Annotated in this window: 20 protein-coding genes and 2 tRNA genes; 14 read left to right on the top strand and 8 right to left on the bottom strand. The window is 40.5% G+C overall.

Annotated features, from left to right (window positions below):
- Nucleotides 1–30: 30 nt before the first annotated feature.
- A complete protein-coding gene (locus tag IM797_RS14610) occupies nt 31–1,125 on the bottom strand; it encodes a slipin family protein (RefSeq protein WP_194127881.1) in 1,095 nt (364 codons plus the stop codon).
- 922 nt (nt 1,126–2,047) lie between these two features.
- Between IM797_RS14610 and IM797_RS14605 the strand changes: the two genes are divergently transcribed.
- Nucleotides 2,048–2,449, top strand: a complete 402-nt coding sequence (locus IM797_RS14605; RefSeq protein WP_194127880.1) for a hypothetical protein — start codon at nt 2,048–2,050, stop codon at nt 2,447–2,449.
- A 250-nt stretch (nt 2,450–2,699) separates the two neighbouring features.
- On the opposite strand, the gene IM797_RS14600 is transcribed toward IM797_RS14605, so the two are convergent.
- On the bottom strand, nt 2,700–4,217 hold the full coding sequence (locus IM797_RS14600; protein WP_194127879.1) for a TROVE domain-containing protein: 1,518 nt from the start codon (nt 4,215–4,217) through the stop codon (nt 2,700–2,702).
- A gap of 268 nt (nt 4,218–4,485) precedes the next feature.
- Here IM797_RS14600 and IM797_RS14595 point away from each other — a divergent pair, with 268 nt between their 5' ends.
- The gene (locus IM797_RS14595; RefSeq protein ID WP_194127878.1) at nt 4,486–5,502 is read left to right on the top strand and encodes a YafY family protein; all 1,017 of its coding nucleotides are present in this window, start codon (nt 4,486–4,488) and stop codon (nt 5,500–5,502) included.
- A 53-nt stretch (nt 5,503–5,555) separates the two neighbouring features.
- A complete protein-coding gene (locus IM797_RS28410) occupies nt 5,556–5,939 on the top strand; it encodes a PepSY domain-containing protein (protein ID WP_370583085.1) in 384 nt (127 codons plus the stop codon).
- Between the two features lie 24 nt (nt 5,940–5,963).
- Here IM797_RS28410 and IM797_RS14585 read toward each other — a convergent pair whose 3' ends face one another.
- The 3 genes from IM797_RS14585 to IM797_RS14575 all read right to left on the bottom strand — a co-directional run bounded on the left by IM797_RS14585 (nt 5,964) and on the right by IM797_RS14575 (nt 9,180).
- The gene (locus IM797_RS14585; RefSeq protein WP_194127877.1) at nt 5,964–7,364 is read right to left on the bottom strand and encodes an RtcB family protein; all 1,401 of its coding nucleotides are present in this window, start codon (nt 7,362–7,364) and stop codon (nt 5,964–5,966) included.
- Between the two features lie 5 nt (nt 7,365–7,369).
- Nucleotides 7,370–8,125 (bottom strand): hypothetical protein, encoded by a 756-nt coding sequence (locus IM797_RS14580; RefSeq protein ID WP_194127876.1) that lies wholly within the window; start codon nt 8,123–8,125, stop codon nt 7,370–7,372.
- Nucleotides 8,126–8,706: 581 nt separating this feature from the next.
- Nucleotides 8,707–9,180: an Lrp/AsnC ligand binding domain-containing protein gene (locus tag IM797_RS14575; protein WP_194127875.1), complete on the bottom strand. Its 474-nt coding sequence runs from the start codon at nt 9,178–9,180 to the stop codon at nt 8,707–8,709.
- Between the two features lie 152 nt (nt 9,181–9,332).
- Here IM797_RS14575 and IM797_RS14570 point away from each other — a divergent pair.
- Nucleotides 9,333–9,440 (top strand) — tRNA-Asp (locus tag IM797_RS14570).
- Nucleotides 9,441–9,521: 81 nt separating this feature from the next.
- Nucleotides 9,522–9,666 (top strand) — tRNA-Asp (locus IM797_RS14565).
- An 80-nt stretch (nt 9,667–9,746) separates the two neighbouring features.
- Here IM797_RS14565 and IM797_RS14560 read toward each other — a convergent pair.
- Nucleotides 9,747–11,324, bottom strand: a complete 1,578-nt coding sequence (locus IM797_RS14560) for a TPM domain-containing protein (protein ID WP_194127874.1) — start codon at nt 11,322–11,324, stop codon at nt 9,747–9,749.
- Nucleotides 11,325–11,454: 130 nt separating this feature from the next.
- Between IM797_RS14560 and IM797_RS14555 the strand changes: the two genes are divergently transcribed.
- The 7 genes from IM797_RS14555 to IM797_RS14525 all read left to right on the top strand — a co-directional run bounded on the left by IM797_RS14555 (nt 11,455) and on the right by IM797_RS14525 (nt 17,356).
- Nucleotides 11,455–11,922, top strand: coding sequence for a cytochrome B (locus IM797_RS14555; protein WP_370583084.1), 468 nt, complete (start codon nt 11,455–11,457; stop codon nt 11,920–11,922).
- Between the two features lie 302 nt (nt 11,923–12,224).
- Complete coding sequence (locus tag IM797_RS14550) at nt 12,225–13,628, top strand: anthranilate synthase component I family protein (protein ID WP_194127873.1); 1,404 nt, start codon at nt 12,225–12,227, stop codon at nt 13,626–13,628.
- Between the two features lie 4 nt (nt 13,629–13,632).
- Entirely contained in the window at nt 13,633–14,223 is a 591-nt protein-coding gene (locus IM797_RS14545) for an aminodeoxychorismate/anthranilate synthase component II (RefSeq protein ID WP_194127872.1), read from the top strand.
- Nucleotides 14,224–14,225: 2 nt separating this feature from the next.
- Nucleotides 14,226–15,017, top strand: coding sequence for an indole-3-glycerol phosphate synthase TrpC (trpC, locus tag IM797_RS14540; protein ID WP_194127871.1), 792 nt, complete (start codon nt 14,226–14,228; stop codon nt 15,015–15,017).
- Between the two features lie 22 nt (nt 15,018–15,039).
- Nucleotides 15,040–16,230, top strand: coding sequence for a GTPase HflX (gene hflX / locus IM797_RS14535; protein ID WP_194127870.1), 1,191 nt, complete (start codon nt 15,040–15,042; stop codon nt 16,228–16,230).
- Between the two features lie 45 nt (nt 16,231–16,275).
- The gene (gene rbfA, locus IM797_RS14530) at nt 16,276–16,653 is read left to right on the top strand and encodes a 30S ribosome-binding factor RbfA (RefSeq protein WP_194127869.1); all 378 of its coding nucleotides are present in this window, start codon (nt 16,276–16,278) and stop codon (nt 16,651–16,653) included.
- A gap of 46 nt (nt 16,654–16,699) precedes the next feature.
- The gene (locus IM797_RS14525; protein WP_194127868.1) at nt 16,700–17,356 is read left to right on the top strand and encodes a TonB family protein; all 657 of its coding nucleotides are present in this window, start codon (nt 16,700–16,702) and stop codon (nt 17,354–17,356) included.
- 1 nt (nt 17,357) lies between these two features.
- Here the strand turns inward: IM797_RS14525 and IM797_RS14520 are convergent, their stop codons facing one another.
- Nucleotides 17,358–18,230 (bottom strand): diacylglycerol kinase family protein, encoded by an 873-nt coding sequence (locus tag IM797_RS14520; RefSeq protein ID WP_194127867.1) that lies wholly within the window; start codon nt 18,228–18,230, stop codon nt 17,358–17,360.
- Between the two features lie 50 nt (nt 18,231–18,280).
- Here IM797_RS14520 and IM797_RS14515 point away from each other — a divergent pair, with 50 nt between their 5' ends.
- Nucleotides 18,281–19,294: an App1 family protein gene (locus tag IM797_RS14515; RefSeq protein ID WP_228098868.1), complete on the top strand. Its 1,014-nt coding sequence runs from the start codon at nt 18,281–18,283 to the stop codon at nt 19,292–19,294.
- Nucleotides 19,295–19,325: 31 nt separating this feature from the next.
- Nucleotides 19,326–19,955 carry a leucyl/phenylalanyl-tRNA--protein transferase gene (gene aat, locus IM797_RS14510; RefSeq protein WP_194127866.1) on the top strand — a complete coding sequence of 210 codons (630 nt, stop codon included), beginning with the start codon at nt 19,326–19,328 and terminating at the stop codon, nt 19,953–19,955.
- On the opposite strand, the gene IM797_RS14505 is transcribed toward aat, so the two are convergent.
- The gene (locus tag IM797_RS14505; RefSeq protein ID WP_194127865.1) at nt 19,948–22,842 is read right to left on the bottom strand and encodes a DEAD/DEAH box helicase; all 2,895 of its coding nucleotides are present in this window, start codon (nt 22,840–22,842) and stop codon (nt 19,948–19,950) included. The genes aat and IM797_RS14505 overlap by 8 nt on opposite strands.
- Nucleotides 22,843–22,872: the final 30 nt, after the last annotated feature.

Below are 22,872 nucleotides of genomic sequence, written 5' to 3'. Positions count from 1 at the left end.
TCTTTTAAAAGGTAAGGCCTGTAACCTTACCTATTTTACAAATATTTGTTTCAACTGATCTACAATTTGCCCGCTTCCGGACAAGCTGATGGTGTTGATTTTTTCTGCAATCTTTTCTACATATTCCATTTCTTTCAACTTGTAGAGCATGGCATTGTCCTCCATTAGCTTTGCGGTATTCAGCAAACTTCTGGTAGAAGCAGTTTCCTCTCTGCGTGTGATTAAATTGGCTTGTGCTCTTTTCTCTGCAATCAGAACCTGGTTCATAATCTCTTTGATTTCTCCTGGTAAAACAATGTCTTTTACACCACAGTCTACCAATTTTACACCTAAATTCCCCGCTTTGTCTGCACAAATTCGCAGGATGCTTTCAGAGATCTTGTCTTTGTTTTCCATGAGTTCATCGAAGGTCATTTTTCCGACAATTTCTCTCAAGCCCAGTTGGATGCTGACATACAATTGCTTGTCAAACTCTTTATTTTCCAATAAGGCCTTGATCAAATCGGTCACCTTGTATTGCATACTGAAATTGATGCGCAACTGTGCTTTGTCTTTGGTTAGGATTTCCTGCCCGATAATCTCCATACTCAATTGACGCATGTCCGTCTTTAAAACCTGGATTACAGTTCTGTTTTTCCAGAAGATATAAATCCCTGGTGCGATTACTTTTTCAAAATTCCCGTCAATGAGCAATAGTGCTTTCTCGTAATTTTCTACCTTGAAAACCCGGATGTAAGCTGCCAACTGTGGCTTTTCAATCGTATTCTTGTCTATATCTGATGCGATTTCGTAGTCTTCCAGATTCACGGTTACAAACGAGTATTTGTTTAAACCTTTCCAGAATGCATATTTTCCCGCAGTCAGTACCTGCTTAAAATTCTTATTTTGATAAACTAGCATCAATTCGTTATCGGCTACCTCTACAGTAGTTACCAGGGCCTCAAAATCCTTGTTTAATAACAGTACGTCTATTTCTGTCGATGCGTAGAATGATTTCGCCATATCATGGCTGATCATTGTCTCTCCAAAACCCAGCCAGTGATTTCCGGCAGTCAGTACACGTTTCATTTCATTTTTTCTGTACACCAACCCCACAGAGTTGGTATTGATCATTACTCTCTTCATATTTTAATCTTTAGTTGGTTGCTGTAATTGTTTCTACTTTGTTTTTCTTCTTTTTTAAAGCACGTTCAAAAGACATTCATCTGTTTCATGCGGAGGTTCAAAGTGTACTCGGTTTCTTTTCAAAGCCTTTATGCCATTCTTAAAGATCTTTGAGAACGTCTGAGAACATTTTAGCGCATTTTTGATCTTTCTAAGAACCGATAGCAGCAGTAAAATCCGCCTTTCTATGTTGTACCTGCAAAGCATAAATCAAACTGCCTGATGGGATGGAGCGTTATTTCCATCATGCTGAATGTCTTTCTTGGTGCTTTTTCCAATGGAACATTTGAAAAGTTTTCCTTCTTTTTTGCGGACCTAAATCCGGAGCATTACCATTTTGCTACTCCATACTCTGGAGGCAGGATTCGAACCTGCATGTGATTTGTTACTCTACCCCTGAGTTATCCTGTTTGACCAGGAGCAGGATTCGAACCTGCGACACACAAATTGACAATCAACCATTTTAAACATCAGAACATTACTGCTGAACAGCGCAATGCTTTGGAGCCATTAGAAACTCACAACTGTGGATGTTTATCCTTTCGATTATCATTCCCTTTCGGGAATATCTTAATGTACTTTTGTACGTTTTATTTTTCAAAGAACATGTCTTATTGTTGACATTACAAAGATGCTTGAGGTGCTGCGCAGCACAATTGCGCATTAAATAATAAATTTGATTTATTATTTAACAATCTGTTTGTCAGGTATTTTAATTTTATTTTAACACTTTGTTCCTATTTTGTTGTTTCAATTGCGCAATTCTATTGCGTAGTTTGTTTCGTCCTATACCTATATGCTGTCGATTTTTTAACACCTTAACCTTGTCATATCCGTGGTTAACAGCTATCTTTATATAGCACTTCATGACTGATTGGCTTTAATGAAACATTATTTAAGTGTTATTATTCTTCTTTTTTCAGGATGTATTTATTGTCCTGGATATTCGGTTCTGAAGGTTATCAATGGTACCGATCAGGCTTTTGATGTCGTATTAAAGATCGATACTGTTTTATCAATAAGAGGTTACGGGGTGCCTTTTTACACGAAAACTAAATTGTCTGGTAAAGATACATTAACGCTATTTCAGCCAACAAATGGTTGGAAGAAACTCATAGCCAGAGATAAAAATGCCAGCCTTTATCTATTTATTTCTAATCGTGACACACTGTCAAATGGTGATAATGGCAAATTCACAAAAGAAAAGGAAACCGAAATTCTCTCCTACAATGAAAAAGAGCTTGATCATTTAAACTGGGAAATAAAGATTAAGGATAAAAATTAGAAAGAGGCGATGGGTGTGAAATGTATTGGTTTCTTAAAGCGAAGTAACATTTGACAACGGCACTCTTTTTACAACAGAAGCAAAGGACGAAAAAAGTATCGGGGCATGTCTTGCCGGAGTCGAACCGGATAATCTTGCTGATTTTACAACTTCATTATTCCTCCCCACAATGGCGACGAAGTAACTTTTTTCTACGGCATTCTGTTAATCTCTTTTTTATCCCCACAGCCATATTGCCGTGGGGAGGCCTCTATAAATCTATCTGGAGGATTTTTTCCAAAGCCGAAACACTGTTTTCCATTGACTCCAGGATATCAAAAATTTTATCAGACCATCCGGCCAACAGGTATACATCGTTCTGTTTGATGTCTATTGGTTGTTGGCCATAACCCGCCAGATCAAACACATACAATTTGGCTTTTGGTGCTATTTTTCTATAATTGGTCCAGGATTTTGAAAGACAAAGTCCTGTATAATCACTGTTCCACATTTGTGTGTCGGTAAATAACATGACTTTATCTACAACTTCTTTCCTCCTTATCAGATCCTCAATAACAGCATGTCCATTTGTCGAGTATCCAACTTCACCTTCGCGTCTGTAATATGCTTCAACGTTGGCGAGAATGCTGTTTTTGGGCATACTGATAATTTTCCAAATATCTCCAAACATGCCTGTTACAGCATTTTTACATTGCGATTGTAAAAGCATGGCCAGCATCAAACCGATATCATAAAGCAATATGGAGCTTTTGGCCGAAACCGGTTTTTGCATAGATCCTGAAACATCGCAGGCAATAACAACCGATGTATCATAACCAAAGCCTTTAATGTTCTTTGCGCTACACATTGCCGCATCTTCTAATGCCGTTAAAACTAATGACGTGTAGTTGAACTTTAACTTGCTGATTTCCCTGTAAGCAGAGAGAAATCTAAAAGGCAATTGTCTGGACTTTAATACTGCAGTTTCATTAGAGATATATGCACATACCACTTCAATATGTTTACCAGAAACATTAGCCTCAAGTATGTTTCTCAAGTTTCTTATCATCGCCATATAGCCTATCTTCTTGCTATCGATCATTTCCTCCCATTTTTTGGTAAACGCAAGTGTTTTTTCGCACGCATTCGCAAATTTGTTTTTCCCCAAATCGGATAGTTCCGTTTCCCAGGTGTAAGGTGTCGATAAGCTGTCTGAGGCTATCTTGTTAAAGATGGTTTGCTGACCTTCATCCTTTGCTTTTGGGTGAACTAAAAACAACGCGTCTTTTAGCTTTACATCCGTTTTCCTGTTATATTTTGCAAATTGATACTCGTCAAATCTATTGAACGATTCAGCTAATCCTTTTTGAATCTGCTTTGAAAGTTTATTTAATTTCTTTGTTTCTGTTCTTTGATTAAATAATTGATAACAAGCTAGCAGTTCAGTGATTTCGTCAGCACGAAGCACCACTTTATTCACTGTTTTGCCAAGTAAAGCATTACCTGAAGCTTTTTTTGCCAATTCTACACACAAGAGCATGGGTACTGACCTTAAGTGCATTTCAGTTCGTGCATATACTGCTAATTTAGCTGTGAACGTCGCATCACATTGTGCAATCAGCAACTTAATTCTTTCCAATCTTAACTTGTCTGATTCGTAAAATGAGTCATTCAATCCTGTAGTTACAACTGCAGTGTACAGTTCCATTTCAGGACTCATGGTATATGCTACTGCATTTTCATAATTTCTGGATACCTGATTTTTGGTGTTGAATAAGTTGAATTTCATAATCGTTGTATTAATTGCTATACTTCTTGTTTTCAAAAGCCAATTGCTATTGACATTACAAAGATGCTTGAGGTGCTGCGCAGCACAATTGCGCAGTAAAAAATAAATCAGATTTATTGCTTAATAAGTTGTTTGTCAGTTGATTTAATTTTCATTTAACACTTTGTTTTTGTTTTTTTATTTCAATTGCGCAATTCTATTGCGTAGTACATTTCATTTTATATCTTTATGTGACGCTAAATTTGATTTATTAACCCCTAATCTCTTTATGTCAGTAAATAAACTTGCTTTAATCCGATATAAAACCATTGATGAATGCCTGAGAAACAGATTTAGAAAATGGACACTTGATGACATCATTGAAAAAGTTGCTTCCAGATTATACGAGTATGAGGGAATCACATCTGGAGTCAGTAAACGTACAGTTCAGGCAGATATTCAACTGATGCGAAGCGATAAACTTGGTTATAACGCGCCAATTGTGGTTACGGACAGGAAATTCTACAGCTATAGTGACCCGGCTTACAGCATTACCAAGGTTCCGATCAATGGCGGTGATGTCGAGAAAATGAAGGAGATTGTTGGCGTGTTAAAACAGTTTAATGGCTTTAATTATTTTGACGAAATGAGCGATATGATTGCCAAACTCGAAAACAACCTGAATAAATCTACCAATCCAAGTAAAAATTACATTCAGTTTGAAAGCAATAAACAACTCCGCGGCTTAGAATACATCAATCCCCTTTACCAGGCTATCCTTCAACAAAAGTCACTCCTTATGGTTTATCGTTCTTTTAAGGCATTGCAGGCTAGCCAGAATATTTACTACCCTTATCTGTTAAAAGAATATAGAAACCGTTGGTTTGTAATTGTCAAAGCGAAAAAGGGAACCCAGTTGCTTACGCTGGCACTTGATCGCATCGTCGAATTTCAGGAACTCCCAAATGAACCTTATGTAGCACATAAAGGCATCGATTTTGATCGTTATTTCGAAGATCTCCTTGGTGTAACCAAATCTGAAAAAGACCGCCCGCATAAAGTAATCCTAAAAGTAAACAAGCAAAATGCGCCTTATGTACTAACTAAACCATTGCATCACAGTCAGCAAGTGCTCAAAGAAGATCCCGATGGTTTGGTCTTTAGAATTGATGTCGTGTTAAACTTTGAACTGGAAAGAGAAATTCTGGGTTTCGGGGAATGTATGAAGGTTCTGGCACCACGTAATCTGGCATCCAGAATCAGGAAAAGGCTGGAACAATCGGCTGCTCAGTATCAGGAAATCTAAAAGGAATCAAAATCCTTGCTTTTAAGCTGAGCAACGGTAAAACTGTAAACTCAGTGAAGCCAGCAGTAGTAGAGCCCTTGGCATCACGATATAATACACTATACAAAAACATTGTACAAAAATACCCAGGGGCGGAATCTAGTAGTTTCTCTGTTCGAAAGGGGGGCGAACTCCGGCTTCGGTTGATTTATCCTTATCGTTGGGCGCGCAACCAAAATACTTTTTTCTTTGATGAACGCAGTGGACAGTTGCTTCGGGCAAAACTCTACCGGGATTTTAACGGGGCAGACCTGGTGGAGGCTACAAATTATGACCTTCATACCGGCAGATTATTTGGGCTATTTGGAAAAACAGTTGCTTTTCTTGCCGCCTTGATTTCTGCTAGTCTACCGGTTACCGGTCTGATCATCTGGTTGAAGAAAAAGCGTAAACGTTAATTTACGCTTTTTCTGAGATAGGCATTAGTCTTTGTTCATCCGAACAATCCTTGGTTTAAACTTACCCTGAACCTCAACCAAATCTGTTTGTGCCGCCATGATTTTCTCAATATCCTTATAGGCTTTCGGACTTTCTTCCACGCTTCCGCCAATCAAGGTCACGCCAGCCTTACTTAAAACCTTTTTCAGATCCGAAGCCGTTGTGCTGTCTTTGGCTTTACTACGGCTCATTGCCCGGCCGGCGCCATGTGACGCAGAGTACAGTGAATTTGCGATTCCTTTTCCTCGCACCAGGTAGGCTGCTGTTGTCATGCTGCCCGGGATAATGCCCAGTTCACCCTGGTGTGCAGGCGTTGCCCCTTTGCGGTGTACAATCACCTCCCTGCCATCTAACAGCGTATCCTTCCAGGCAAAATTATGGTGATTTTCCACTTTGGCCAGTGCCTCAATACCCAGAGATTTTAACAGGCTCTGGTGAATGACATCATGACAAGCTTTAGCGTAATCTCCTGCAAGGTTCATGCTCAGCCAGTATTCCTGTCCAGCTGCTTTATCCATATCCAACCAGGCCATTCGCGCTACCTCAGAAGGTAATTTACAACTGTCCATCGCTATTTTAGTGTAATATTGGGCAATATTGGCACCCAGTCCGCGGCTTCCCGAATGAGACAATAAACCCATGTACTTCCCGGGCAGCAATCCCAGATCGTTCCCTTCAAACAATTCAATTTCACCAAATTCCACAAAGTGATTGCCACTTCCCGACGTGCCCAGTTGCCGGGCAGCTTTACCCTGCAATCGCTTTAGCAATTCCGTTTCGCCAAATAATGGGCTGTCTAATATGTCGTGATTTGCTGGTTTGCTTAAACTGCCTTCCATGCCAAAATGGGTCAGCTCCTTCAGCGCTACTTTCATCTGATGCGAGTAACGTTTAAAAAAGCTATCACTTTCGCCAATAATGGACAAAGCCATACGGCAACCTATATCCACACCAACGGCATATGGGATCACCGCGTTGCTAGTCGCCAATACACCTCCAATGGGCAGGCCGTAACCCGTATGTGCATCAGGCATCAGTGCGCCTTGTACCACAATGGGTAAGGCCATGGTATTTTCCATTTGTTTTTTAGCTCCATGGTCTATTTCCTTTCCGCCATATATTTTTAGCATGCCAGTTTCCTGTAATAGGGTATAGGTGTTGAAATTCAATTGCTTTGGCCTGTTGATCAGGGTTTCGGCTATTTTCCCTACAATTTCGTCCTGGATGTAATCCTCCGGTTGTTTTAAGATCAGGGTTAATAAATCTATGATTTCGGTTTTTGTATGATGTTTGTAGTGTTTGGAAATGATGTTGATCACCAGGCTCCTTGCTTTATCATTGGTATAACCTATCTTACTTAATTCTTTTGTTTTTAAAATGCTCATCGCGTTTAAAATTTTTCTTGTCTTTTAATTGCTATTGCGTCCTTAATCTGGAGCAATGCTTGTTTTTTAGCTTCGACATAGCGTGGTTTATCAAAGTCAGCCCATTTCCAGTAGTGGTAAGCGCCGCCTTTTAGCTTTGCTATCTTTGGTTCCAAATGGTGATTGCGGATGTAGTTGTCCAGCAATTGAATCTGGCCTTCCAGCTCTTCATCCACCATTTTTACATGCGTCACCAGGTGTGGCACTATTTTCAAAACATATCTCCAGGGTTCATTGAACCGATAAAACAGTTGTACATTTTTTCTGTTGTTATCCCACTTTTCATACCTGTGAAAATGTGTTTTTTCAATTGGGCTGAGACGTTGATAACGTTCATTGTCCCACTGCCATTCCGGAAATTCATGTAACAATTGCTTCTGCTCTTCCTTAGCTCTCCTTCGTCGGCGGCGTTTTCTTGTTTTAAATGATCGATCTGCGGAATGCTGAACGGTGTTGATCTGCTTCAGTAATCCTTCGTAAAAATCGGCCAATGTCGATCTTTTAATATCTGCTCTCAAAACAAAATGCCGTTTCCAGCCCCTTTGGTAAGGAACTGCCAATGGAATCCAGGGCAGGTCGCATCGCTGTTGCCAGTATTGTTCTCTTTTTTTAATGATTTGTATAACCTGCTTGTCGAAATCTTTTTTTTGTAGCCGTTTTTTTTGCCTTGCCGTTTTCAATTTATAGGGCATGGCATCAAAGGGCAATTCATAGTTGTCCATTAGACTTCATTTGAAATTTTTGTTGATTGTTGATTTCAAAAATTCTTCCCAGTAGGGATATACCCTTTCCTGAGCTCGATGAAGCCTGAAATTAAAGGCAGACGCAATGGTTCCTATTCGGCGGCTTATGGCTGAACAGTTTGAATTCCGATAAAATTAAAGGGAAACAGAATTACATCTGCCTGTTTTAGGCAATGAGCAAAAGGGGCGATATGTTATTAAATTCTGTCATGATTCCTATACTTAAGTGTTCTATAATGAAGGAATTGGTGCAAAGATATGTTTTCTTTTTTAAAAGATGAAGACTTTTACTAAGCACTGTAAAAGGTAAAGTTCATATCAGAAAAGGTTCTATATAAGTACTGGATTTCTACAGCTAAAGTACACCTAAAATACAGACCCGCTTTACCCCTGCTTTACCCCCTCTTTACCTCTTCCTTACCCCTGCTTTACCTCTAGGGTAAAGCAGGGGTAAGGAAGAGGTAAGGCAGAAGTAAGGGGACGCTGTACTTTAGCTGTATTTTGCCTGCACTTATCATGTAGGTACCAAGGTACTGAACCACCCGGTTCAGTACCTTGGATCATAGTTCAATTTGTCTTTTGATGCTTTCTTCCAGTGAAATCAAGGTCTCTGTACGCTGAATTCCATTCACTGCCTGTATTTCTTCATTTAGCACATGTCTGAGATGATTGGTATCTCTGCAAATAATTTTTGCAAACATGCTATAAGCTCCAGTAGTATAATGTAGTTCTACAACTTCTTTAATACGGCTCAGTTGTTCTACGGCATCTTTATATTGAATTCCTTTTTCAAGGTAAATTCCCAAAAAGGCACAAATGTCATAGCCGGCCTTTTGAGGGTCAATTATTAAGTGTGAACCTTTAATAATGCCCATTTCGTGAAGTTTTTTCATCCGAACATGGATCGTTCCGCCCGAAACAATCAGATCTTTTGCAATTTCTGTATACGGTTTAGTCGCATCTAACATCAGTTGCTTCAAGATGTCGATATCCAGGTTATCAATTTCTAAATTTTGGCTTTCTTTTTTAAGCATGATTTTGATATTTGTTAACGGTACACAATATTAATTATAATAATGGTAAAAATAAAATTAATTGATTAAAATATTTGTAACGTATTAAGGTTGTTGTTACATTTGTATCAAGCAAGTAACAAAAAATAGTTCTTTAACACATGCTTATACTCTGTAGGGTGGTGAAATTGGCAGACGCACCTCCTTGTCTCGGTGGTGGAGAAAATGGAAAACCCGTAAGGGCTAACTACTCCTTGAAGGTTCGACTCCTTCCCCTACAGCATTTAAGTAATAAGTTTGAAACAATCAACCTGAACCAAAACTATCAAACTTATTACTTAATATTTTAGTACTTTAGTTATTGTTGGGTGGTGAAATTGGCAGACACGCCTTCTTGTCTCGGTGGTGGGGATAAATGGATAAACGCAGTTTATGGGTTGACCACAAATTAATTTTTGAACTGTAGCTAACTACCCCTTGAAGGTTCGACTCCTTCCCCAACAGCCAGTTTTTTTATGAATAATAAGTTAGTTAAAAACGAGTAATCTTGGATGAGATTACTCTTTTTTTGTTTAGGGCTTTTTTTCTTACCAGCTACTGCCCGATCCGCCCCCTCCTGAAGAGCCGCCGCTGGAGGAAGAACGACTGCTTGACGACGAACTTCTGCTTGATGAAGAGCTCGATGAAGAAGAACTACCTGAAGAGGAGCTTGAACTGGCAATTCTTGCTATCGTGTATTCTTCTGTTTCTGAAAATTTGCAATTGTAACAAGTGTAATAGGCGCAACCACAACCCGCGCTGCTGGTGGTTGCCGCTTCAATAATCCGGCTTCTGGTATATTGCATGGTTTTGAACCCGCACTTTTTGCACGTTGTTGCAGATGATTTTAGGTTCTGATAATCCATGGTTAGCGTATTTTGACAAGGATCGCAACGCCATACATCGTAATCTACTGCATCGATCTTTTCTTCGGATACCTGACCTTTGAGCAGGTATTTGTCGTCGTTTTCTTCATTTAACCGTACCATTGGCTTCCCGCATTTTGGACAATCTTCGACCGCATTTCGGAGTGAATACTGTTGTTCGGTATATTTTTTCCAGTAGGAAGAGAGGCCCGGAATCAGTTTACTGGTGCCGCGCAAAGGTTCATAAGTATCGCGCCAGGCAATAAACTGCTCATGCCTGCTTTTACCAGCGAGTTTTGCTTTGAGACTTCGGCTTTTGAAAAAGAAATGCAGGTGTATATAGGCAACAAGACAAAGGTAAAGTACTATAATTGCCCTGACATTGATCCAGCTTATGGGATAATAGAGGTTCAGGAGTACAACCAGTGCGATGGGGATTGTACAAAGAAGCAGTGTTACCGGGTTTAAAAAGCTTGGTTTACCCGGAGAGGGGTGGAGCCTATGGCCAATTAATTTAGCTATAGATACAAAAAGAAAGGCTATACCTAAGGTAAAAAGGTTGCCAACTGGTCCCATAGGTTTCGATTGAGGAATATTGGTATTGGCAAACTGTTGTGTTGGATTTCCAACAACAATGTCGGGTACAATGGTTACAGGATCTGCTTTTATAGCATCGGCAAGAACGGTATCAACCGCGACCGGGGGAGCAGGGTTTTCATTTGCGCTGGTGTTTTCTCCCTTTAACCGGGTTATAACGGCTGTTACACCCTCGGTAATTGCTTTATTGTAGTCACCTTGTTTTGCATAAGGGATCATATGCTCTTGCTGAATGCGCTGGCAAATCATATCTGGAAGTATACCTTCCAGGCCATAACCTGTTTCAAATTCTATCCGGTGCTGATCCTCGACCACAAAAATCAGCAGTCCGTTATCAGTTTCTTTACTGCCTATTTTCCAGGTATTGAATAGTTCATGGGCAATATCTTTTGGGATAAGGTCGCCAATACTTTTGACAAATACCACATCAATATGCGCTGTTCCCGACTGATCCAGAGCGCTAAGCTGTTCGTTTAAGCTTGCTACGGTTTCTGCAGACAAGATGAGATCGGGATTACTCACATAGCTTTCATTAAGTGTTTTGGGATCCGGGATCTTTGAGATTAGGCTTTGTTGTGATTTTTTAGAATCACATCCGGTAAAGAGCAATAATACCGTTAGTGAAAAAATACAGTAAAGATTCAAAGGAATTCTGAACGTCATAGGAATTGATTTGCTGGTTTGGATGATTTAATTACTTACAATAATATGGCCAATAATTGCATTGTGAAATTTTGTTTTTGATTATTCATAATCATTTTAAATATGAATTCGTAAAAGACCTTTTTTACAAATGCGCAAGGAATTGGTTAAGTTTGAAAGAAAAACTATTATGTATCAGATTTTAAAAAGCGCACATTCAGGTTGGCGTTACCTGGTTTTAATTCTATTGGTGGTTGCGATCATTCAAGCATTAGCAGGATGGTTGGGTAAAAAGCCTTACACCGAGGGAAATAGAAAATTAAATCTCTTTACCCTGATTTTTGTGCACACCCAAATTTTAATTGGTCTGGTGCTTTATTTTTTAAGTCCACTTGTAGAAGCCGGCGTAAGATATTGGAAAATGGAACACATCGGTATGATGATCTTTGCCGCTGTTTTAGTCACTATAGGCAATGCAAGGTCTAAAAAAGGTACTGATGCCGCTGTGAAACATCGTTCTGTTGCCTTGTATTTTGGACTCGGATTGATCATTATTATAGCCTCAATTATACAGATGACGATGGTAGATCCAAGTCGTTCATTCTTTGGCGTTTCATAAAAATTGCAAATTTAATTTTGCTTTGTAAGATTTATTTATATTTTTGTGACATATGATTAACAATATACATACTTGGCAATGGCGTAGCACTCCAAAGAGTCTGCTCGTAGCTTTGTGTACCTTATAGTTTATCAACCTAAACCAAACCACATTGAACCCGACGTAGACCACACGTCGGGTTTTTTTATGGCTAAAATTTAGGTTGAAAGGAAAGGGCAGGTTAGACTTTAAGAAATTGTTAAGCCTGCTGATGATGCAGAAAAATTGAATGATAAAAGCATATAAAAGAAAGTTTGAATAAGATGACCAATTATCTAATTAATACAACGTCTAAAAAAAGACTGGCAGATACCACCACCCCGGTAAGTATTTACCTCCGCCTCCGGGATGTGTTCCCGAATACAATTTTACTGGAGAGTTCTGATTACCACAGCCGGTCCAATTCTGTAAGTTATGTTTGTGCAGAGCCTGTTGCAGGAATTGTTTTGCAGGACAACGTATTGTCTACTTATTTTCCGGATGGACGGAAAGAGCGTAAGACAGAATTTGTACTTACTGAAGAAATTGAAAAGTTTAAATCCTCTTTTACACCACACGTAGTAGAAGATACCCGATACATTTCGAGTGGCTTGTTTGGCTATTTCACCTGGAATGCTGTGCAGCATTTTGAAGATATTAAATTTAGCGCTACCACACCAAAGGATCAGCAAATCCCGGTTATGCAATACCACATTTACCGCTACATCATCGCCATTGACCATTTTAAAAATGAGGTTACCTTATTTAAAAATACCTTCAACGGGGATGATAATGACGAGTTAGAAAAAATCGAATACATCATTCAGAATAAAAATTTCCCGGAATATAACTTCAGCACGGTGGGTGAAGAGCAATCGAATTTAACCGATGCGGGTTTTATGGAGATTGTAGAAAAGTTGAAAAAACATATTTTACGTGGTGATGTGTTTCAGATTGTACCATCCAGAGCCTTTAATCAGGGGTTTTCAGGAGATGAGTTTAACGTTTACCGCTGCCTGCGGTCGATCAATCCATCTCCATATTTGTTCTATTTTGATTATGGCAGTTTCAAACTATTCGGTTCATCGCCGGAGGCACAAATTACCATTGGAGATAATGTGGCTAACATTTTCCCGATTGCGGGAACTTTTAAGCGCACGGGTAATGATCTTGAGGATGCAGAACTTGCCACCAGGTTGAAGGCCGATCCGAAAGAAAGTGCAGAGCACGTGATGCTAGTCGATCTGGCTAGAAACGACTTGAGCCGACACTGTACGGGTGTGGAAGTGAAATCATTTAAAGAGGTTCAATACTATTCTCACCTGATCCACCTGGTTTCTAAAGTGAGTGGAAACCTGCAAAAAGAGGTTTCTGCTTTTAAAATTGTTGCAGATACTTATCCGGCAGGTACGTTGAGCGGAGCACCAAAATACCGGGCAATGCAATTGATTGATGAAAATGAAGGTTTAGGCCGGAATTTTTATGCCGGGGCAATTGGCTATATGGGATTTAATGATCAGTTTAACCATGCCATTATGATCCGTACCTTTATGAGTAAAAATAATCAGTTGTACTATAGAGCTGGAGCCGGGATAGTTGCTGATTCTGTTGCGGAGAGCGAAATGAATGAAGTAAATAATAAGATTGCGGCTTTGCGCAGGGCAGTGGAGATGGCCAATAAGATTTAAAAGAATGAAGAATCATAAAAATATACAGAAGAAAGTACTGGTGATCGACAACTACGACTCATTTACTTATAATTTGGTGCATTTGGTAAACGAATTGGGAAGAGATGTAGAAGTTTGGAGAAATGATAAATTTAAACTGGGCGATGTGGAAGCATTTGACCAGATCATTTTGTCGCCCGGTCCTGGTATACCTGAGGAAGCTGGTTTATTACTGGATGTGATTAAAACTTATGCGGCAACAAAAAGTATTTTTGGAGTTTGCCTTGGGCAGCAGGCAATTGCAGAAGCTTTTGGGGGCACTTTGCTTAACCTGGGCAGGCCGATGCATGGTATTGCCACGCCAATTACGGTTCTTGACCGCAATGAGGTTGTTTTTAAGGATTGCCCTGAAACCATCAACGTGGGCCGTTATCACTCCTGGGTAGTCAGCGCAGCAGGCTTACCGGATTGCTTTACTGTTACAGCGATAGACTCAACAGGTGAAATTATGGCTTTAAGGCACAATGAATTTGATGTTCGTGGCGTGCAGTTTCATCCAGAAAGTGTGCTTACAGAATATGGTAAACAAATGGTTAAAAACTGGTTAGAAGAATAGATATGAATATTTTAGATAAAATTGTGCTGCGGAAAAGAGAAGAAATTGCATTGGCGAAGCAGCAGGTTTCCATCAAACAATTGGAAGCTGCATTGTACTTTAACCGTGTGCCCTATGTTTTTGCAGACTTTTTACTAGACGAAAATCGCGCTGGCATTATTGCCGAATTTAAGCGTCAGTCCCCATCAAAAGGGATCATTAATGACAAAGTGACCGTTGAGGAAGTGACCACTGGTTATGCCGCTGCCGGTGCTTCGGCGCTTTCGGTACTCACGGATACAGATTTCTTTGGTGGGCATACCAACGATTTGCTGGCAGCAAGAGCAGCAAATCAGATTCCCATTCTAAGGAAAGATTTCATGATTGATCCCTACCAGATTCTGGAGGCCAAGGCTATGGGCGCAGATATTATTTTACTGATCGCAGCGATTCTGACTCCGGATGAGATTGAAGACCTCACGGTGCTAGCTAAAAGTTTGGGTTTGAATGTTTTATTGGAAGTTCATAATCTGGATGAGCTACAAAGAAGTGTGATTCCTGAACTGGATGCCATCGGTGTGAACAACCGGAACCTGGCTGATTTTTCAGTGAATATCCAGACGTCTTTTGATCTGGTGGATGAGATTCCGGATGACTTTTTGAAAATTTCTGAAAGTGCCATCAGTGATCCGCAAACGATCAATGATCTGAAATCCGTAGGATTTGACGGATTTTTGATTGGGGAGAACTTTATGAAAACCCAAAACCCGGGCGCATCGATGGCCGACTTTGTCAGTCAGCTGATCTCGGTATAACTTTTGTATCTTTGTTCTTTACATGGGAAAGCAAAAATATTTTGATACCGCGCTTAAACCTGAACGTGCTGTTCTTGTTGGCGTAATTAGACAAGGTGAAACCCCCGAAGAGACCAAGGAATATCTGGACGAACTGGCATTTCTGGTAGACACTGCCGGAGGTGTGGTTGACCATGTATTTACACAGAAAATGATGAAACCAGACCGTGCTACTTTTGTGGGTACTGGAAAGCTGGAAGAAATACAGGCTTATGTCAAATCTGAAGAGATTGACCTGGTTGTGTTTGACGATGAATTGTCGCCATCGCAGCTGAGAAATATAGAACGTGAGCTGCAGGTGAAGATACTGGACAGGAGTAACCTGATCCTGGATATTTTTGCGAGAAGGGCACAAACCGCGCAGGCCAAAACGCAAGTGGAACTGGCACAACTTCAGTATTTGTTGCCAAGACTGACCCGTTTATGGACCCACCTGGAGCGTCAGAAGGGTGGTATTGGTATGCGTGGACCTGGTGAAACACAGATTGAAAGTGATAGAAGGATGATTCTGGAGAAGATTGCTTTGTTAAAAAGTCGTCTGAAATTGATTGATAAACAAAATGAAACCCAACGGAAAAACCGTACAGAGCTGATTCGTGTGGCTCTGGTTGGTTATACCAATGTGGGTAAGTCAACGATCATGAACATGCTTTCTAAATCAGAGGTTTTTGCAGAAAATAAGTTGTTTGCTACCCTGGATACAACTGTACGCAAAGTGGTGATCGAGAATTTGCCCTTTTTGCTATCAGATACCGTAGGTTTTATCCGTAAACTGCCTCACCATTTGGTGGAGTGTTTCAAATCTACGCTGGATGAAGTTCGCGAAGCTGATGTGCTGATTCATGTGGTGGATGTATCGCACCCAAATTTTGAAGATCAGATCAATGTGGTCAATGAGACCTTAAAGGATCTGGGTGCCCGGGATAAGGAAACAATTATGGTTTTCAATAAAATTGATGCTTATGTGAGTCCGGAGCCGGATCATGAAGAGGAAGAACCGCAGGTGCTTACGTTGGAGGATTTTAAGAAAAGCTGGATGGGCACAAACAATGCGCCGGCACTTTTTATTTCCGCTTTACATAAAGAGAATTTAGAAGAGTTTAAACAGTTGTTGTACGATAAAGTAGTCGGTTTACATACCGAACGTTATCCCTACGATAAGCTGTTATATTAATTAGGATAAATGGGCTAATATTGCCTTAAATAAATATTAAACATTATGGAAAGTAAACGCCAACAGAAATTTGCGGGAATTTTACAAGAAGAGCTCGCTGCTATTTTTCAGCGTGAGGGGGCTGGGTATTTGCCAAATACACTGGTAACCATTACCAAGGTGCGCGTTTCTCCGGATTTAGCCGTTGCCAAAGTATATTTAAGCTTTTTAAATACAAATAATACATCTTTATCTGTAGCTGAAGTCAATTCACATGCCAGTGAAATCAGGTATAAACTGGGAGCCAGAATTCGCCACCAGGCACGTGTAGTTCCGACTTTAACTTTCTTTGTTGACGATACCAACGAGTACGTACAGCATATGGATAAGATCTTTGATCAAATATCAAAGGATCGTAAAGAAACCAACGAAGAGGCAGATTAATTGCCTCTTTGTCATCTCGTTCTATGAGAAATGCGTAAATTGGTATATGGCAAAGATTCTAACCCTGTTTTTGACGCTATGTTTTTTAGACCTGGCAGCGCAAACCCAACCTCAGCTAAAAGGGGGCTTAGCTGCCTTTGTTGCCAATAATAAAGTTTATCCGGGTTATTCCATGCACAACTGCATTGAGGGCACAGTAACCATTAGTTTCAAGCTTAATCAAAAAGGAGAAGTTTATTATTCTAAGATCAGAACCGGTATGGGGACGGACCTGGATGACGAGGCCTTGCGTTTAATTCGGCTAAGTAGTGGGAAATGGCAGGTTCCTGCCGGTCATGATACCACGGTTTCTTTAGTTGCACCAATTAAATTTACGCTGGAGGGTTACAATTGCGGAGATAAAAATCAGGCGGAGATTAGACAGGCCATTGCTGCCTACCGGTCAAATGAGGGGGCGACAAATACCATTCTTAACTTTTACCGCAATAAAGAAGCGGGGACATTTAAGGAAGGTGAAGAACCGAGGATTCTTGCATTGAAAAAAGAATTGGGGTATGACGATGTATATCTGCAGGAAAGGGTAGACGATGGATTAAAAAAAGTCAAACAAAAGGATATGCAGGGGGCCTGTGAGGATTTTCGATTTGTAAAATATATGGGCTCAGACTTAGCGAATGAGGCGTTGGCTAAATACTGCCAGTAATTTAAGCAATAATTTGTATGGCTTTCTGTTTGATTTGCGCAGAAATGTTATTGATTTTTCCCCTGTATTCTCCATCAATCTGAAAATGCACTTTGTGTTTTGTATGGATCTTTAAGGCCGTGGTTTGAAAAGATTCAATGTTTTTGGGATTGAATGCCAGGTTGGTAAACCTGATTTTAAGGATTTCCATAACCGAATATTCCTTGACCAGGATGACTTCAAAAACTTCATCATTTAATTTACCGTCTGGATTTATTTTAACTCCTGTTCCATACATGGTGGCATTGGCGATGACCACCATCGCTGCCTGGGCCTGAACAGTTTTGTCCTTTAACTGAATCTCTACTGTCATTTTTCTATGGTTCCAGAGCGCAGTCCAGGCTGCTTTGGCGTAACCCAGCATCCCTCTTTGAGTTAATGCGTCGAATTTCTTAACCAAATAGGCATTGAAGCCAATGTCTGCCAAATGGATGCAGAGTTCATCATTGATGATAACCGCATGGATGGTTTTTGGTTTTCCCTTTATGGCCAGTGCTATTGCCTCCTCGGGATCTTCTGGAATACCCAATTCTTTGGCCATGCCATTTGCCGAGCCTGCAGGGATAATGCCGATTGGTGTTTCTTGTCCCAAAAGGCATTCTGCCACCATTTTTAAAGTACCATCTCCACCTACAGCAATGACACGGTCTGCGGCAGACTTGCTGATTGCAGCTTTCAGTTTTTTGATGCTGCAGTCTTTCGGTAATTCATAAATTTCAAATTTTGTTTTACTAGCTGTGAGTTGGCTTGAAATGAGTTCTGTAAAATTTACTTGTGCTGTTCCAGACTTTGGGTTCACAATAAATAGTATTTTTAAATCTGAAATTGAGGTCATCCCTAATGTTTAATAGCACAAACAACTTAAGCCTTATCCTGTTTTAATTCATGATGAATAAATCTGTCAGCGTTAAAGTATATCATGGGTATGGGCATAAGCATAATCTGGTGGCGTATGGCCACGTATTTCAGTCTAAAGCCAAAACCAAACAGGTTTACAGCGACAACATCTTTGTAAACATACGGTACCTGCTGCGGCTGTTCAGGCTAAAGCCCTATCCGCATGCCCGCGTGAGGTTGAAGTTTTACAGCCAAACGGTGTACAGCAATACAGCATACGATGGCTTTTTTAAGTTTGAATGGAAGGCCGAAGGGGATGTTGTTGCCGGATGGCATGGCGTTAAGGTGGAAGCGCTGGATGAAAATAATGATGTGCTGGCCAGTAACGAAGGATTGGTTTATGTGCCACACGTTACACAATATGCTTTCATTTCAGATATAGACGATACGGTGATGATCTCTCACTCGGCTACCATAGGCCGGAGGTTAAGGGAGTTGTTCATCAAAAATCCCAGGACGCGGAAAACTTTTCCTGAAGCCCAGTTACACTATAAAATGCTTTCCTTATCGCATACCAATGCACAGCAGCCTAACCCTTTTTTTTACGTATCGAGCAGCGAATGGAATTTATACGATTACCTGTTAGAGACTTTCAGGTTTAACCGCCTGCCTGAAGGGGCCTTTTTGCTGAACCAGATTAAGCAATTGAAAGATTTGATTAAGACCGGTAAAACAGGGCATGAGGGGAAGTTGATGCGGGTAATGCGCATTATTGATGCCTTTCCAAACCAGAAGTTTGTATTTTTTGGCGACAACTCTCAGCGGGATCCCGTGATTTATGCGACTATCGCGAAGAAGTATCCTGAAAAAATTACTGCGATTTATATCCGTAATATCCGAAAATCTAAAGAAGCTGAAACGAAAAAGCTATTGGGAGAGGTTAAAGCCGAATATCAGATCGAGACTTGCTTGTTTAACGACAGTCAGGAGGCTATGGTACACTCGAACCAAATTGGGTTGATCGCAGAACTACCTGTGCCTGCTGAAAGAAAAAGTAAGTAGGCCGGAATGCTTTTAGTTTGTAATATTGCATATGGTCTTTAGATTAGATGACGATGCGATTATTTTTCCAGATCCGGCTTTAGCAGAGGAAGATGGCCTGTTGGCAATTGGCGGTGATTTACGGCCTGAACGTTTGGTGCTGGCTTACAACTACGGTATCTTCCCCTGGTTTAATGAAGATGATCCCATTTGCTGGTACGCACCGCATGAGCGTTGTGTCATTTATCCCGAACGTGTGAAGCTGAGCAAGAGCATGGCTAAAGTGCTCAAAAGTAATGTGTTCAGGCTTAGCTTTGATGAAGCTTTCGCTTCGGTAATTGGGCATTGTGCTACTGTAGCCAGAAGAGATCAGCCAGGTACCTGGATTACCGGACAGATGCAGCAGGCTTATATCCGCTTACATGAACTGGGTTATGCCCATAGTGTGGAGGTATGGCAGGGAGAACAATTGGTTGGGGGCCTGTATGGTGTGCAGATCAATAACGTGTTTTGTGGTGAAAGCATGTTTAGCCTGGTCAGTAATGCATCAAAAACAGCTTTAATCTGGTTGTGTCAGGAAGGGGGCTATACGCTGATCGACTGCCAGCTTCCAAATGACCATTTGATGAGCCTCGGAGCGGAGATGATCAGTCGGGATGCTTATCAGGAAATACTTAGCTAAGTATCTCCTGAATATCAGCTTTACTCAATGATTTGAAGAAGCTTTCTTCGGTTGTAATTAAAGAACTGGCCAACTTCTTTTTGCGGTTTTGCAAAGCCAGGATTTTTTCTTCAACAGTATCTTTTGCAATGAATTTATAAATAAATACCTTTTTTTCCTGACCAATGCGGTGACTTCTGTCTATGGCCTGTTGTTCTACCGCCGGGTTCCACCAGGGATCAAGTATAAATACATAATCGGCCTGGGTAAGGTTTAATCCTACGCCGCCAGCTTTAATGGAGATTAAAAATACTTTGAGGTCTGGGTTTTCCTGAAATTCAGCTACAATCTCACCGCGGTTTTTTGTGGCACCGTCGAGATAAGCAAAAGGAATTTCCTCTTTTTCGAAATATTGCTTGAAAATATTGAGGTGTTTGACGAATTGGGAGAATATCAAAACTTTGTGGCCGCCTTTCAATACATTGTCGAGGGTATGGATCACGCTTTCAAATTTACCAGAATCGGAATGATAATGCTCATCAATCATCAAAGGGTGATTGGCCAGTTGACGCAAAGCGGTTAAGCCTTGTAAAAGCTGTACTTGTTTTTGCGCTGCAGTTCCATCTTCCATACCACTCAAAAGGTCGTTACGGTAGGCTGACTTGGTTTCTTCGTAAACTGCAGCCTGATCTTCTGTCATGGTACAATAAAACACCTGTTCGGTTTTAGAAGGCAGTTCTGCAGCCACCTGCTCTTTGGTTCTGCGTAAAACAAAGGGTTTGATGATGGCCTGAAGTTTACGCGCTTTTTCTTCATCTTTTCTTTTTTCAATGGCTTGCACGTACTCTTCATTGAAGAAAGCCTGGGTACCCAGTAAGCCCGGGTTTAAAAAGGTCAGCTGCGTCCAAAGGTCGCTAACCGAGTTTTCTACGGGGGTACCACTCAAGATGAGCTTATGCCGAGATTTTAATGCTTTTACAGCTTTGAAAGATTTTGATGATGGATTTTTAATGTTCTGGCTTTCGTCCAGTATGATGTAGCTGAAATAGAAGTTCTTAAACAAGTCAACGTCTACCCGGGTAATCCCATATGTAGTAATGACAATGTCGAAATCAGCGAAATAACTAATGTCCTTATTCCTGGAGCTACCGGTATGGGCGCATATTTTTAGTTCTGGTGTAAATTTCTTAGCCTCGTTTAGCCAGTTGTAAATCAGGGAGGTCGGCATGATGATCAGGGAAGTATTGAAGGTCCCGCTTGCTTCATTTTCTTCTTTTAGTTTTTGCAGCATAGCGAGGGTCTGAATGGTTTTCCCCAAACCCATATCATCAGCCAGGCAACCACCAAAATTATACGCTCTTAAAAAGCTAAACCAGTTATAGCCGGCTTTTTGGTAGGAGCGCAGGTCGCCGTTGAAATGCAGCGGCATTTGTGTATCTGCGATATCTTCAAAGTCATTGAGTTTTTGAAGTTTTCGGCTTAGCGTTACGTTGGCAATGCTGTCTTCTGCCAGTTCATTGATGAGTCCCAGGTGGTGTTTCTTTAGCTTTAAAGCTTTTCCGCCTTCTGATAAGCTAAACAGGCTTCCATATTGGGTAAACCATTTTTCTGGTATAATGGCGATGGAACCATCAGGTAACGTAAATTCCCGTTTTTTATGCAGGATATGTTGTTTTAGTGAAATGAAAGGGATGGGATGTTCCCCAAAATACACAATGGCATTGATGTCAAACCAATCGTTATCCTCCTTAATTTCAAAATTGATCTTACTGGTAGCGAAAAGAAATCGTTTTGGCCCCTGGTGCTGATCAATCAGAAACCCGTCGGCGCTTAGCTGTTCAAAATGTTCATTTACCCAGTTTAGAATGGCATACGACTGATCTTCGTTCTGATGTGGCACCACTTCCAGGTTATAATAAAGTGCGCTTGCCTTTTTCAGTCCCAGGTTGGTCAGGTAATGAAATTTCTCAGTTTCCCAGTTTACATCTCTCTTGATGCGGGTAAAGATGTAATTGTCGTCTTCTTTGTGCAGATGAACGGTTACCTTTTTCTCATTGCCCATGGCAAAAGTATGTGTGCCGTATTTGAAATACAATTGCAATTGCGAAATGCCAGAGTCTACATAAATGACTTTTAGGACTGGTCTCGGTTCATGTTTCTCTGTTTTGATGTCAAAACCTTCGGCATAAACGTGGTATTTTTCAATAAGAGGGCAAACAAATTTCCCGAAATAGGTTTCTTCTGTGGCTTTTGGGATGGTAATGAACCTTTTATTTAGAAAGGGCTGAAGTTTTTTACCCTCAATATCCTGTTCAAAAAAATAAAGGACATCATTGAGGAGCAACCAGGCTGGCTGATTACTCACTACCTGGGCATCTTTAAACATGAAATCAATCCGCATGCCCTGGTATTTGATGGTTGGAAAATACCGGGTTTCTTCTTCATTACGCCGGAAATGGAAAAGTACCGTAGCTGGTTCGGTGGCAATATCAATTTTCCGCTCTGCAGGCCAGCCATCTTTATCCATCAGGTATAGTGTTCCGTTTGCCCTCAGGAAATTGAGGACTTCGGCTAGTTTTTTCTCAATTTTAGGTCTGACGGTTTCATAGAACTTGTCGTTAAAAAATTTCCCAAAAAACTCTGCAGGCCGGATTACTTTTTTGTGGTACTTTTTAATGATGAAATCCTGTTCAATTTCATCAAGCGTTTTAATCAGTTTAAAATCGGTGTCAGATAAATGCTTTGCAAACTCTTTAGCGGTATGGGAAAATAAGCGCTGATAAGTCAGGGAAAAATCCCCCTGCGGGTTCAGCTGAACGATATGTGGTTCAATTAAATAGCCAAAATATGCGTGTTTACATAATGAATATACAATTTTGCATGGTTTGGAACTATCTACACGTAACATTAGCTGAAGATTAAAACAATCAAAGGGTAA

The sequence above is a fragment of the Pedobacter sp. MC2016-24 genome, from assembly GCF_015223055.1.
GTDB lineage: Bacteria > Bacteroidota > Bacteroidia > Sphingobacteriales > Sphingobacteriaceae > Pedobacter.
The sequence above is the reverse complement of the archived record's forward strand: the minus strand, read 5'-3'. Positions and strand labels throughout refer to the sequence as shown.